The sequence below is a fragment of the Staphylococcus lloydii genome (genome assembly GCF_015775975.1).
GTDB lineage: Bacteria > Bacillota > Bacilli > Staphylococcales > Staphylococcaceae > Staphylococcus > Staphylococcus lloydii.
The window spans coordinates 2,211,395-2,225,013 of the sequence record NZ_CP064056.1 but is presented as its reverse complement, the minus strand read 5'-3'; the positions used below and the strand labels follow the sequence as shown (position 1 = coordinate 2,225,013).

The following is a 13,619-nucleotide window of genomic DNA, read 5'->3' as shown; positions in this document are numbered from 1 at the left end:
AAAATATTATTAAATATAAAAACAATTGAAATTTGAAGAGAAAAAGAATATCATACAATCAAGCATTAATCAGATATGTTCATGAAGTAAAAAAATTAGTTCATCAAAGGGGGATGAATTAATAATATTTGAGGCTAATGCTTAAATACATAAACAAATGGGGAAGATTTATGTCAAATCAATTAAACAGAGAGTTGAGTAATAGACATATTCAACTTATTGCCATTGGTGGTGCAATAGGTACAGGTCTATTTTTAGGCGCCGGCCAATCAATTAGTTTAACGGGGCCGTCTATTTTACTCACATATATTATTGTCGGTTTTGTACTATTTATGTTTATGAGAGCAATGGGTGAGATGCTTGTAGCGAATACTGAATACAAAACATTCGCAGATATTGCTCATGATCAATCGGGGCCATTAGCTGGATTTTTAACAGGGTGGACTTATTGGTTAACTTGGATTACTTCAGGTATGGCTGAAATTACAGCTGTAGCTAAATATGTAGAGTATTGGTTGCCAGACATACCAAACTGGATAACGTCACTCTCATGTATTTTGATATTGATGATTTTAAACTTAACGAGTACTAAAGTTTTTGGTGAATTAGAATTTTGGTTTTCAATTATAAAAGTTGTAACAATTATCGGCTTAATCGTAGTGGGTATTATTATGATGATTTTTGCATTCCATACTCATTATGGTTATACAGGCTTAGATAATATATATAAACATGATGGCATTTTCCCACATGGTGCATCCGGATTTTTAATGTCATTCCAAATGGTTGTATTTTCATTTACTGGTATTGAAATCGTAGGTATTACTGCTGGTGAAACTAAAAATCCAGAAAATACGATTCCTAAAGCGATTAATAACGTGCCAATCAGAATACTTGTTTTCTATGTTGGTGCTTTAGCAGTGATTATGTCTATTATTCCTTGGAACCATATTAGTCCAGACGATAGTCCATTTGTTAGTTTATTTGCGCTTATTGGTATACCATTTGCTGGAGGAATAATTAATTTCGTCGTGCTTACGGCTGCATCATCTTCTTGTAACAGTGGTATATTCGCAAATAGTAGAATACTTTTTGGGCTAGCAGATAAAAAACAAGTGCATAGATTATTGTTATTAAAAAATAAACAAGGTGTGCCTTTTGTAGCAATATTAGTGACTTGTATATTATTAGGCTTTACGGTTATTTTAAATTACTTTATTCCAAATGCGACACAAGTCTTTTTCTATGTAACGTCACTTTCTACAGTATTATTAATTATCAACTGGATGTTTATCATGCATGCTTATATTAAGTACACTAAGAACCAACCGGAAGATCATAAGAAAAACAGCTTTAAATTACCTGGTGGTAAACTTATGGCTTATATTGTCCAAATATTCTTTATCTTCGTGCTAATCATTTTAACTGTCACACCTGATACTAGAAGTGGTGTACTATTAACGCCAATTTGGTTTATCTTCTTGATTTTGGTGTATTATAAAATGAAGAATAAATCTGTCAAAGAGGCATTAGCGAATAAATTATCGAATGATTAAGTATAACTACTTATATCGTTAAGTGAGGGTGTATATATGGAAGTCAGTTATAATAAAAATAACGATGGCGTAAGTCAAACAATCATTACACTAATAAATGCTCATGTTTCAACTGTTTTTCATTATTTAAGTACAACGGAAGGTATACAACAGTGGTTTCCTCAGTTGGTTATTGAAGAACGTAAACAGCAGGGCAAAATGCAATTTGTAATGGATGAAGAAACGGCTAATGAAACGATGACAATCACAGATTTTGTTGAAGATAAAGTTATCGGTTACACATGGGATATTGGTAATGTAAAGTTTAACTTGCAACAACAAGATAATCAAACAAGTTTAACATTTACGGAATATTTACCGTTTGAATTTCCGCACATTGCGTTGGATTTTACTGGATGGCAGTTCCAAATTGAAAATGTAACGCAACTTATCGAAAGTGGTACGTCATTAGATCAACAACAAATGGATTTTGAAGCAAGACAACAACAAGTGATTTCTGCATTAGATCTTGAAAGATAATATGAAAAGACCTTCGATACAATTAATATCGAAGGTCTTTTACTTTGTGAAATTTTAATATTCACGATTATTTTTAGCATTTTTTCCATGTAAGAAATAATATGCTATTGCTGCGATAATGACTAGTACACCCATTAATACGTATAAATAACGATAGCCAACAAATGAAATAAGGATACCTAAGATAAATGGTCCGATTCCTGCACCAAAATCCGTAAACATATAGAAAGTCGAAGTTGCTAAACCAACTTTATCTTTTGGCGATTGTTGAATGGCAATTGCTTGGGCACTAGGAATAATTGTACCGTAACCGACGCCAATAAATATTGCTGAAACAAGCAATAATACGCTACCATGTGTTAATCCGAGTAGTACTAAACCAACGATAAAACTGAACAGTACAGGATACATGATTTTATTTTCACCATAAGCATCGTAAATTTTACCTGTAAAGGGTCTTGTTACAAATGTACTTACTGCGTATACGACAAAGAAGAAAGTTGATGCCGTCGCTAAATTAATATGCGAAGTATAGACAGTTAAGAACGATAATACGCTTGAGTATGCCACACCAACTAAAACGGTTACCATTGATATAGGCAATGCTTCTTTTTGAATATAAGCACTTATACCTTTATTAGGAGCTTCTTTAATATCTTCAGCTTTATTAAGTTGTGGTAATTTTTTAATTACAAGTGCAAATAAAAGTGCCACTACAATGACAACTAAGCAGACAAAGAAATTAGGTTGGAAGCCTAAATGTTGGTTGATTAAGATGCCTAAGAATGGCCCAATTGCTGAAGCGGTTGTTACACTTAATGCGTAATAACCGATACCTTCGCCTTTTCGTTCATCTGGTATTATGCGTGAAGACATAGTCCCTGTTGCAGTAGATGAAAAACCAAATGCTAAGCCGTGAAGTAAACGTACAAGCATTAAAATAGCTAGACTGTTAATTGTAAAATATAGTGCCACTGTAATTATAGAAAATATAATGCCACCAATTAATACTTTTTTAGGCTGCAAGCTATCGATGATTCGTCCAGAAACTAGACGACCAAATAGCATACCGATAATAAATATACCCGCAGCAAGACCACCCATACTTTCAGAGGCGTGGTATTTATCTATAGTAAATTCTGTAATTGTAACTATTAGTGTGTAATGAATCAGATACATTAAAAAGTTAACTATAGTTATGAAGATAAAATCCTTAGTCCAGAGTTTACCGTACATAGTGTAAGACCGTCCTTTATTTTTATATTGTTTTTTCAAACCAATAACTATTATAATAGTTAAAATATATTAATGTATAATTAGAATTTCTGATATTCATATAAGTAAAACTAATATAAAAGGGTGAAGCTATGAATTTTGAACAATTGAGTTATGTTAAAAAGATATATGAAACTGAATCTATTATTTTTGCGGCAGAAGCAATGCATATTAGCCAATCTGCGATGAGCCAATCTATTGCTAATTTAGAAAAAGAATTGGGTTACAAATTATTTAACAGATCCCGAAAAGGAACATTGCCTACACAAAACGGTAAACATCTAATACCTTATATTATTGAAATATTAGAAGCGCAACATAACTTATTAGATGAAGTAGACGCAATGAAAACTAATATTAATGGTTCTCTCACTATAGCGACGATTCCTACTTTATTTAACAAAGTTGTACCGAAAGCATTGTCGAAATTTAATAAAGACTATCCTCATATTAATGTGGAAATTTTTGAAAGTGATAAAGAGGAAATTACACGACTTGTACAAAACAACGAAGTGGATATCGGATTAATAGGCATAAGAGATAATGAATCTATAGATGACGGATTACAATTATATTCTTTGAATAGATCGAGTGGCTTTAAATTAATTTTACCGAAAAAATCAAAATTAGCACTTAAAGAAGAAGTGAATTTAGAGGAAATACAGCAATATCCATTTGTGTTATATGATCGTAGCTTTTATCAAAATAATTTAAAGGCTTTTGAAGAAGAGAATGGGCCATTAAAAATAGTGTTCAGAACGAATAATCCTAGTGTATTGATTCGAACAGTATCTGAAGGCTTAGGTATTAGCATTGTTTCTACTCTGACAATTGAAGATGATCCATTTATTATGAATGGTTCTATTGAATCTGTACCAGTAGGAGAACCGTTTGATCATTATATTTATTTCACAGCCGTAACTAGAAGTACAGATAATAATGCGGCGATTAGTAAATTTATCTCATATTTGCGCAGTTAAGTAATAACCAAATAATATAAAAACACCTACTACAAGATTAATAAGCTTATAGTTAGGTGTTTTTTACGTGTGATTAAGATTTAATTTTAGCTAAAAATTTATAAAAATGAGTCAGTTCTGTAATTTGACGATTACAACGTATGCTATCGAAACAAATGTAATCGCCTTTTTTCGTATAGCGACCATCGCTCGATGAATTGGTTTTACGCATAAATAATGCGACATTTGATTCTTTGTTACAAATTGAACAAAAGCCTTTTACCGTTTGATTTGAAATATCACCATAAAAGCCAGTTAATTTATCATGTTCGTCATAATAAATAATATATTTGCGACCTGAAGATATTTCATTCCAACCTACATAAGTACTTTCCATTAATACTTCATCACTGATTAATGGTGTTTTTAGTTTCTTAACCTTTTTAAATACTTTTTCCACTTGCTTATTACTAGGATGTTTAAAAGGTGTGACATAAGTACTAAAAGTATCTAATATTTTTTCGGCTTGCATGCTAGATAATTGGACATTCATTAAATCGTCAATAGCTTGTGTTATTGCATCGTCCACATTAGAGAAGAGCTGTAAGATATCGTCCTTTGTCGATTGTTGAATAGCAATAACAGTGCGTTTGTCATTTACAGAATTATAGACGTTTAATAAGCGTGCCACATTGTTTTTAATATAGTTAAATTGATATGGATAAATTTTAGTTTCCATGTTGTTCTTCCTTTCACAAAACGAATTTATTTTTAATCACTTAAATGCTTTGTGAATATAGGAATGATTGACAAAGCATTTAGTTATTTGCCTTGTATTAAACATGTAGCATTTATGTGCAACATATCATCATCTCCAATTGTAATAATATACATTTTATAGCAAGGAATAAATAAATTGTCAACTTGGCTCAATAAATTGTGGGATTAAGATTCACTTAAATTTTTGAAAATTGTACGTCAAAATAACAGCAAGCAACTCAGTGGAATTACGATGGTAAAAGTGTTAAATTATAACAATTGTTACTAAAGATGAAAGCTATCGACTGTGTGTATTGATATTAATTCATGCGGATTACTTTATATAAAGTGAAATGAATGGTTTAATTTTACACGCGTCATAGTAATGTTTTACAAGTGAATATTTAAACTTATTGAAGGAAGGGATTGCTTTGTCTGAAACAGAAAAGTTTGATTTAAAGAAAAACATACCTTTATTTGCCGTCTTGTTATCAGGGGCATTTATAACAATATTAAACCAAACTTTGTTAGGTACGGCGTTACCCCCTATAATGAAAGACTTGAAACTGGACAATAGTACCGTTCAATGGTTGCAATCAATCTTTATGCTAGTCAATGGTATTATGATTCCAGTTACTGCGTTTTTAATTGAACGTTTTACATCTCGTCAATTATTCTTATCTGCAATGGGTGTCTTTACTGTTGGTACTTTAATTTGTGCCTTTGGACCAGATTTCTTCACATTATTAATAGGTAGAATTCTTCAAGCCACTGGTGCTGGTATTATGATGCCACTGATGCAAACAATATTATTTTTACTTTTCCCTGAAGAAAAACGTGGGACTGCAATGGGACTATTTGGTTTAGTTATCGCATTTGCTCCAGCAATTGGGCCTACGTTATCAGGCGTTTTAGTTGAATACTTCACATGGAGAAGCGTTTTCTACATTATTCTCCCAATCGCGGCAATCAATATTATCACTGCATATTTCTTATTGAAAAACGTAACAGAATTAACGCATCCAAAACTTGATAAACTATCTGTCGTATTATCTACGATTGGTTTTGGCGGTATATTATACGGCTTTAGTACAGTAAGTCAGGCTGGATTTACGAGCTGGCACGTAATTGTTTCTATAATCGTTGGTGTTATTACATTAGTAATATTTATTAAGCGCCAATTAAAACTAAAAGAGCCTATGCTCGAATTTAGAGTTTTTTCATATAACATTTATACAATTGGTACAGTACTCGGTATGTTTGTATTTGCGGTTATGATTGCTACAAATATTATATTACCGTTATATATGCAAAACATGTTGAAATTAACGCCATTACAATCTGGATTAGTATTATTACCAGGAGCAGTTGTGATGGGCCTCTTCAACCCAATCACCGGATATTTATTCGACAAATTTGGTGGTAAATGGTTGGCTCGTGGCGGCTTATTGTTGCTAGCTTTATCAACATTACCATTTACGTTCTTGACTGCGCATACAAGTATTACTTATCTAACTTTAATGAATACGGTTAGAATGATTTCAATTGCGATGGTTATGATGCCTATGACTACATTAGCGATTAACCAATTACCAAATCACTTAATTCCACACGGTACGGCGATGAACAATACCTTTAGACAATTGTCAGGTGCTTTAGGTACGGCATTATTTATAACGGTTATGTCGTTAGCTGTCGATCCAACAAAAGGACAGGAAGGTATCGTACATGGTGTTAATATTTCATTTATTGTGGCTACATGTGTAACAATTGTTGGTTTCTTATTATCATTTAAATTAAAAGAAGTTAAAAAACAACGATAATGTGTTAAGTCCTAAAAACTGTTATAGAAGCATTGTATGGCTAGGTGAATATTTGTTAATTTATTAAAAAATAAAATTTATCATAAAAAGTGTTTATTCATGTTTTTAAGTGGTAGAACTATATATCCAAACTTTTAGGAGGGTTTTATAATGAGTAAATTTGACGAATTTAAAGACCAAGCAAAAGACAAAGTAGACGAAGTTAAAAACGATAAAGATAAGCAAGAAGAACTTAAAGATCAAGCGAAAGATAAAGCTGATGATCTAAAAGACAAATTTTAATATATAGTATTTATTAAAATTCAAAGTCTGGGATGAACTCTCAATGAAGATGCCAATTAATGTGTTTTTAACACGTTGATTGGCTTTTTTATTGTTAAGAAGTATATAAGTTATTTTGAGCTGTGCTTTCCAACGGGAAAGGCTTGAGCCTGTAGTCTCAAGACACTTTCTTATCCGTTAGGAGTCTTGCTCAAAATAACAGTGCTTTAAGAGTAGTGGAATGAGAAGTATTTACATTATTAAATCATTTATTAGGCTAAAAATAGATTCATCCTTATTTTAAATTAAGTAGTGGTGTAAGAACAATATGGATTGAGCTGCGCTTTCCAACGGGAAAGGCTCGAGCCTGTAGTCTCGAGACACTTTTTTTTCCGTTAGGAGTCTTGCTCAAAATAACAGTGCTTTAAGAGTAGTGGAATGAGAAGTATTTATATTATTAAATCATTTATTAGGCTAAAAATAGATTCATCCTTATTTTAAATTAAGTAGTGGTGTAAGAACAATATGGATTGAGCTGCGCTTTCCAACGGGAAAGGCTCGAGCCTGTAATCTCGAGACACTTTTTTTCCGTTAGGAGTCTTGCTCAAAATAACAGTGACTTAAAAGCAATGGGATGAAAAGTATTTATATTATTAAATTATTTATTAGGCTAAAAAATATACTCTTCCTTATTTTTAATTAAGTGGTGGTGTGAGAACAATATTATTTGAGCTGCGCTTTCCTTCTGTAAGGTGTCTCGCTCAAAATATATGATAAGAAAAAATGTAGTGAGATAATAGTGTCTTTTAATTATAAATATAAAGAAAGTTTTACGAAAAATGGCAATTTCCATCGAAGTTGAGGCGAATTGCCATTATTTTTAGAGATATTTTCTTTCAATTTAATATTGAAGTTTTATAACATAGAATCTTTATTATTCATTAAGTTATTATAACCTTCAAGATAAGTTTTTTCTGAAGTTGAAGCTTTATCGTAAGCGTTCATTGCTCTATGCCATAAAGGATATATAGGCTCTGGGTTTGTTAACTCGGTAATTGTTTTAATTTCATTATCTGTAAGTTGGAGGTTATAAGAAGCGATATTATCTTGTAATTGCGCTTGGGTTCTTGCTGCAAGTACGAGTGAGTCTACATTTGGTCTATCTCTTAACCATGCTAATGTGACTTGGGCAACTGAAACGTTGTGTTGTGTTGCAATGTCATTAAGCACATCTACTAAATTATAAAATAATTCATGGTCCTTAATATAAGGTTCAGGCCAACCATCGCCTTGACGTGTACCAGCCTCGCCTGATTTAGTTCTTGAAACTTTACCAGTTAAAAGGCCTTCGCCTAATGGTGACCATATACTATTACCAACTCCAAGTTCTTTTCCGGCAGGTAATAATTCATATTCGGCTTCACGTGCTTCAGGCGTATAATAAATTTGTTGTGCGATAGGTGGAGCCATATTATTAGTAACGGCTAGTGTGTGTGTTTTAGCTAAAGCCCAACCACTATAATTTGAAACGCCCCAATAGCGAATTTTACCTTGTTGAATTAAATCGTTCATGGCCTGAATAGTTTCCATTGTCGGCACCTGACCATCCCATAAATGTGTGTAATATAAATCAATATAGTCAGTGTTTAATCTTTGTAGCGATTCATTAACTGAACGTTCTATGTTAAGTCTACTTGCGCCACCGTCATTAGGATTATCAGTCAACTGAAATCCTGTTTTACTGCTAATAACCATATCATGACGTTTATCTCTAATTGCTTTACCTAATGCAATTTCAGAATCCCCTTTAGAGTATAAATTTGCTGTGTCAAATTGGTTAATACCTTGATCTAGGGCGTAATCAATCATCTTATTCGCTTGTTGTTGTGACATGCCGCCTGCATTTTCGAATCCATTTGTACCTGTAAAAGGGATTGTACCAAGTGCGTATTTAGATACCGTTAATCCAGAATTACCTAATAAATTATAATCCATTTAGTTCACTCCTTTTTCGAAATACATTCTATTAATTCCCGTTGTTGTAAATTTTAAATCTCATCCTTTTTACCGTAAGCACTATAGTATTGAAATGAATTGTACAACTTAATAAATAAATTGCTTCATGTTCACTCACAGTATACAATTTTGGATAAATATAGTATAATTTGAGATGAAATAGGCTATTTGTTTACATGAGAAGAACATTGCATTTTGGCAATAGACAAGGGAGAGAGAGAAATGAAAAAAATTATGATTACAGGTGCCTTAGGACAGATTGGAACTGAATTAGTAGTAAAATGTAGAGCGATTTACGGAAATGAAAACGTTTTAGCTACTGATATTAGAAAGCCGGAAGAAGGTTCACCAATATTAGATGGTCCTTTTGAAATTTTAGATGTAACGAACAAAGAGCGTATGTTTGAACTTGTAGATACATTTAAAGCTGATACGTTGATGCATATGGCAGCATTATTGTCTGCTACTGCAGAAAAAAACCCAATTTTTGCATGGGACTTAAATATGGGTGGATTAATGAATGCTTTAGAAGCAGCTCGTGAATATGATTTGAAATTCTTCACGCCAAGTTCAATTGGTGCGTTTGGACCAACGACACCAAAAGTGAATACACCACAAGTTACTATACAAAGACCTACGTCAATGTATGGTGTGAATAAAGTTGCCGGTGAATTATTATGCCAATACTACTTCGAAAAGTTTGGTATTGATACGAGAAGCGTTAGATTCCCAGGACTTATTTCACACGTTAAAGAACCAGGTGGCGGTACAACGGACTATGCTGTAGAAATTTATTTCAAAGCTGTTAGAGAAGGTAAATACACAAGCTATATTGCTAAAGATACATTTATGGATATGATGTTTATGGATGATGCTGTAGATGCAATTATTAAATTAATGGAAGCTGACGGCGTTAAACTTATTAATAGAAATGCTTATAACTTAAGTGCTATGAGTATTGAACCTGAAATGGTCAAAGAAGCTATTTTAGAACACTATCCAAACTTTGAATTGGACTATGACGTAGATCCAGACAGACAAGCTATTGCTGATAGTTGGCCTGATAACATTGATGTTAGTTGTGCTAGAGCAGAATGGGGCTTTGATCCTAAGTATGACTTACAAGCTATGACAAAAATAATGTTAGAAGCAATTCAAGCGCAAAATTGCGTGAGATAAATAATTATAAAACACTTAAAAGTAGAATAGCTTTTAAGTGTTTTTATTTTGGCTTAAATAGTTTATAGAAAACAGATGAGTTGTAAACCCTTGTAAATGAGCTAAAATTAAATTTGAGTAGGATAGATTAATTTAAGGGGGGCTATATTATGCCAATTATTAAAATAGATATGATTAAAGGACGTACAAAAGAACAAATTAAAGCAATTTTGGATGTATCGTACGAAGTAATGTTAGACGCTTTTGATGCACCAGAAGGCGACAGATATCAAATCGTTACGCAACATGAAGATTATGAAATGGCGATATTGGATACAGGGTTAGGTGTGGAAAGAACAGATGAGGTGTTAGTCTTTACTTTGATATCCCGTCCACGTACTAAAGATCAAAAAACTACGTTTTACCACAATTTAGTATCACGCTTGAACGATGAGCTAAATATACGTAAAGAAGATATCATGATAAGTCTTGTAGAAAATACTGATGAAAATTGGAGTTTCTTTAACGGTGAAGCACAATTTTTAAATGGTGATTTGTAACGTGTACAGCATAATTATTGGTTTTAATACGTAACGGTTTTACTTTATAAATTAATGAGGCGTTGTATAAAGGTCAAGGACGGTGACCTATTGTGGACGCTAATCGAACCGACCTACAATAATATTTTCTTAATTATGAGCTGATTTTAAATAGGTCAGTTTCATATGCTTCAAATTTTAAATTTTTCGAAAATTATTGAATGCGCCTCAAACGATTGGTATAATTGACTTTAATTAAAAATTTAGAACTAACTGGAGGAATAAATCATGTCAGAAAAAATTGAAATTGTACAACGTGAAAACTTAAAAGAAAAACCAGATCCAAGTGATTTAGGTTTTGGTAAATACTTTACTGACTATATGCTAAGCTTCGATTATGATTTAGATCAAGGATGGCATGACCTAAAAATTGTGCCTTATGGACCAATTGAAATTTCTCCAGCAGCACAGGCGCTACATTATGGACAAGCAGTATTTGAAGGATTAAAAGCATACAAACATAATGGTGAAGTCGTATTATTTAGACCAGACGAAAACTTTAAACGTATCAATAATTCTTTAAGTAGATTAGATATGCCTAAAGTTGATGAAGAGGTTTTATTAGAAGGATTAAAACAGTTAATCGATAAAGAACGTGACTGGGTACCAGAAGGTGAAGGGCAATCATTATATATTCGCCCTTATGTTTTTGCAACAGAAGGTATGTTGGGTGTAAGACCGTCTTATTCTTATAAATTACTTATTATTTTATCACCATCAGGATCATACTATGGTGGTGAATCATTAAATCCTACGAAAATTTATGTAGAAGATGAATATGTGCGTGCCGTACGTGGCGGTGTAGGACATGCTAAAGTTGCAGGTAACTACGCAGCAAGTCTAAAAGCACAAACAAATGCTTCTAAACTAGGCTACGACCAAGTATTATGGTTAGACGGTGTTGAACAAAAATACATTGAAGAAGTAGGTAGTATGAATATCTTCTTCGTAGAAAATGGCACAATCGTAACACCTGAATTAAACGGTAGTATCTTACCTGGTATCACTCGTAAATCGGTTATCGAATTAGCACAACAATTAGGTTATGATGTTGAAGAACGTCGTGTATCTATTGATGAGTTAATTGAATCTCATCGTAAAGGTGAATTAGATGAAGTGTTTGGAACAGGTACTGCAGCTGTAATTTCACCAGTAGGCCAATTAAAATATGGTGAAGAAGAAATTGTTATTAACAGTAATAAAACGGGTGCAATTACACAAAAACTTTATGATAATTATGTAGGCATACAAAGTGGTAAACTCGATGATCCACAAAATTGGAGAGTCGTAGTTCCTAAATATTAATATTTAATATCGTTTTAAGGCAAAGTCGAAACTACTCATTTTTTAAATATATACATAGTTATTTACTGATTGTGTTTATGGTTTAAAATGACGTTTTGATATTTGCCTTTTTTTAATGTTATTACTAAAGTTAAAGTAGTAAATTAAGCAAACGAGTAATGATAAATACATAGGAGATGTAAGTTGATGAAGTGGATTTTATTCGATAAAGATGGCACATTAATATATTTTGACCGTAGTTGGATGACTATTGGTTTACAATTAGCTGATGATTTTATTGACCGTTATAAGCACAAAATTACTGATATAGACGTAGCTTATAAACGTTTAGGTATCGTAGACGGTGAAATTCAGCAGGGTACGGTTATGGCTTCGGGCGCTCTAGATAATATGGTAGCAGCATTTAATGAAATTGCGGGAGAAGATGTGACACAATGGGTACAACAACGTAGTCAAACATTAGTCGACAATCGTGTGCCTGATAATAAATGGGTTGAAGGTGCATATCAAACTTTAGAACATTTACAACAGCAAGGGTACAAGATGGGCATAGTAACAAGTGATTCTAAAAAGGGTGTTGATCAATTTTTAGATGTAACACAAAGCGATCGATTTTTTGATGTAGTCATTTCTACAGAAGCAAATGCCGTAGAAAAACCCAATCCAGAAGTGTTAAAACCGTTATTTGATAATTATGATGTTGATCCTAAAGATGTCGCAATTGTTGGCGATACAGCAAATGATATTAAAACAGGTAAAAATGCAGGTTTAGGGTTGTCTATCGCAGTATTAACTGGTGTGGATATTGAAGAAAGTTTTGCCGAAGCAGATTATATTATACCGACAATGAACGAAGTAATAGATATTATAAATCAATAGGATTCATATTGTGGTTGTGTCATAATATATAAAACATATATTATGAGTTTTTAAAAGGGGTGGTTTCAATGATTGATGGTAAATATGCCATTTATAATAATGAAACATATAAAGTTGCAAGTATTCATGGTAATGAAGTACTTTTAGTTACGGAAGATGAGCGCGCCGAAGAGCAAGGTTTTATTGCCCAAACTAAAGCTCACACAGTACACACGCTATATTATAAACGTGTGGCTAGAGATGATTTAGAAGAACTTTACGAGCTTTTCCAAGAAGCGAGATATGAAGGCGCAATTTTTGATTATTATCAAGATAGTGATGGCAATCAATACATTGGAACTAACGATAAAGAAAAAGCTAATACATTCGGTTTTAATCGAGTAGACGATAGTTATTATAATAAAATAGTCAATGATGACGAGATTGATAAAATTATTAACCGTAACCATATTGAATAATAAAAAGGTTGAAACGGGGCTTTTTAAGCCATACATGTTTCAACCTTTTATT

Annotated in this window: 13 protein-coding genes; 10 read left to right on the top strand and 3 right to left on the bottom strand. The window is 32.6% G+C overall.

Annotated features, from left to right (window positions below; translation table 11 throughout):
* The first annotated feature begins 170 nt into the window (after positions 1 to 170).
* Both ISP08_RS10985 and ISP08_RS10980 read left to right on the top strand, forming a co-directional pair.
* Positions 171 to 1,556: an amino acid permease gene (locus tag ISP08_RS10985; RefSeq protein WP_048792396.1), complete on the top strand. Its 1,386-nt coding sequence runs from the start codon at positions 171 to 173 to the stop codon at positions 1,554 to 1,556.
* A gap of 36 nt (positions 1,557 to 1,592) precedes the next feature.
* Positions 1,593 to 2,075, top strand: a complete 483-nt coding sequence (locus ISP08_RS10980; RefSeq protein WP_195718652.1) for an SRPBCC domain-containing protein — start codon at positions 1,593 to 1,595, stop codon at positions 2,073 to 2,075.
* A 54-nt stretch (positions 2,076 to 2,129) separates the two neighbouring features.
* On the opposite strand, the gene ISP08_RS10975 is transcribed toward ISP08_RS10980, so the two are convergent.
* Complete coding sequence (locus ISP08_RS10975; RefSeq protein ID WP_195718651.1) at positions 2,130 to 3,311, bottom strand: MFS transporter; 1,182 nt, start codon at positions 3,309 to 3,311, stop codon at positions 2,130 to 2,132.
* 131 nt (positions 3,312 to 3,442) lie between these two features.
* Between ISP08_RS10975 and ISP08_RS10970 the strand changes: the two genes are divergently transcribed.
* Positions 3,443 to 4,330 (top strand): LysR family transcriptional regulator, encoded by an 888-nt coding sequence (locus tag ISP08_RS10970; RefSeq protein WP_048792399.1) that lies wholly within the window; start codon positions 3,443 to 3,445, stop codon positions 4,328 to 4,330.
* Positions 4,331 to 4,403: 73 nt separating this feature from the next.
* On the opposite strand, the gene ISP08_RS10965 is transcribed toward ISP08_RS10970, so the two are convergent.
* A complete protein-coding gene (locus ISP08_RS10965; protein WP_195718650.1) occupies positions 4,404 to 5,048 on the bottom strand; it encodes a FusB/FusC family EF-G-binding protein in 645 nt (214 codons plus the stop codon).
* Positions 5,049 to 5,499: 451 nt separating this feature from the next.
* On the opposite strand from ISP08_RS10965, the gene ISP08_RS10960 reads away from it, so the two are divergent.
* The gene (locus ISP08_RS10960) at positions 5,500 to 6,891 is read left to right on the top strand and encodes an MDR family MFS transporter (RefSeq protein ID WP_195718649.1); all 1,392 of its coding nucleotides are present in this window, start codon (positions 5,500 to 5,502) and stop codon (positions 6,889 to 6,891) included.
* A gap of 150 nt (positions 6,892 to 7,041) precedes the next feature.
* On the top strand, positions 7,042 to 7,173 hold the full coding sequence (locus tag ISP08_RS12955) for a hypothetical protein (protein ID WP_267904783.1): 132 nt from the start codon (positions 7,042 to 7,044) through the stop codon (positions 7,171 to 7,173).
* An 894-nt stretch (positions 7,174 to 8,067) separates the two neighbouring features.
* Here ISP08_RS12955 and ISP08_RS10955 read toward each other — a convergent pair.
* Entirely contained in the window at positions 8,068 to 9,147 is a 1,080-nt protein-coding gene (locus tag ISP08_RS10955; protein ID WP_195718648.1) for an aldo/keto reductase, read from the bottom strand.
* Between the two features lie 243 nt (positions 9,148 to 9,390).
* Between ISP08_RS10955 and ISP08_RS10950 the strand changes: the two genes are divergently transcribed.
* The 5 genes from ISP08_RS10950 to ISP08_RS10930 all read left to right on the top strand — a co-directional run bounded on the left by ISP08_RS10950 (position 9,391) and on the right by ISP08_RS10930 (position 13,567).
* Positions 9,391 to 10,347, top strand: coding sequence for an NAD-dependent epimerase/dehydratase family protein (locus tag ISP08_RS10950; RefSeq protein WP_048792402.1), 957 nt, complete (start codon positions 9,391 to 9,393; stop codon positions 10,345 to 10,347).
* Between the two features lie 149 nt (positions 10,348 to 10,496).
* Complete coding sequence (locus ISP08_RS10945) at positions 10,497 to 10,886, top strand: tautomerase family protein (protein WP_048792403.1); 390 nt, start codon at positions 10,497 to 10,499, stop codon at positions 10,884 to 10,886.
* A 267-nt stretch (positions 10,887 to 11,153) separates the two neighbouring features.
* Positions 11,154 to 12,230: a branched-chain amino acid aminotransferase gene (locus ISP08_RS10940; RefSeq protein WP_195718647.1), complete on the top strand. Its 1,077-nt coding sequence runs from the start codon at positions 11,154 to 11,156 to the stop codon at positions 12,228 to 12,230.
* A 186-nt stretch (positions 12,231 to 12,416) separates the two neighbouring features.
* A complete protein-coding gene (locus tag ISP08_RS10935) occupies positions 12,417 to 13,109 on the top strand; it encodes an HAD family hydrolase (protein WP_195718646.1) in 693 nt (230 codons plus the stop codon).
* A 68-nt stretch (positions 13,110 to 13,177) separates the two neighbouring features.
* A complete protein-coding gene (locus tag ISP08_RS10930; RefSeq protein ID WP_048792406.1) occupies positions 13,178 to 13,567 on the top strand; it encodes a hypothetical protein in 390 nt (129 codons plus the stop codon).
* Positions 13,568 to 13,619 lie beyond the last annotated feature (52 nt).

Bases quoted from the DNA above. Each gene is read 5' to 3' on its own strand.
- ISP08_RS10985 (WP_048792396.1), top strand. From the start codon at position 171: ATGTCAAATCAATTAAACAGAGAGTTGAGTAATAGACATATTCAACTT.
- ISP08_RS10980 (WP_195718652.1), top strand. From the start codon at position 1,593: ATGGAAGTCAGTTATAATAAAAATAACGATGGCGTAAGTCAAACAATC.
- ISP08_RS10975 (WP_195718651.1), bottom strand. From the start codon at position 3,311: ATGTACGGTAAACTCTGGACTAAGGATTTTATCTTCATAACTATAGTT.
- ISP08_RS10970 (WP_048792399.1), top strand. From the start codon at position 3,443: ATGAATTTTGAACAATTGAGTTATGTTAAAAAGATATATGAAACTGAA.
- ISP08_RS10965 (WP_195718650.1), bottom strand. From the start codon at position 5,048: ATGGAAACTAAAATTTATCCATATCAATTTAACTATATTAAAAACAAT.
- ISP08_RS12955 (WP_267904783.1), top strand. From the start codon at position 7,042: ATGAGTAAATTTGACGAATTTAAAGACCAAGCAAAAGACAAAGTAGAC.
- ISP08_RS10955 (WP_195718648.1), bottom strand. From the start codon at position 9,147: ATGGATTATAATTTATTAGGTAATTCTGGATTAACGGTATCTAAATAC.
- ISP08_RS10950 (WP_048792402.1), top strand. From the start codon at position 9,391: ATGAAAAAAATTATGATTACAGGTGCCTTAGGACAGATTGGAACTGAA.
- ISP08_RS10945 (WP_048792403.1), top strand. From the start codon at position 10,497: ATGCCAATTATTAAAATAGATATGATTAAAGGACGTACAAAAGAACAA.
- ISP08_RS10940 (WP_195718647.1), top strand. From the start codon at position 11,154: ATGTCAGAAAAAATTGAAATTGTACAACGTGAAAACTTAAAAGAAAAA.
- ISP08_RS10935 (WP_195718646.1), top strand. From the start codon at position 12,417: ATGAAGTGGATTTTATTCGATAAAGATGGCACATTAATATATTTTGAC.
- ISP08_RS10930 (WP_048792406.1), top strand. From the start codon at position 13,178: ATGATTGATGGTAAATATGCCATTTATAATAATGAAACATATAAAGTT.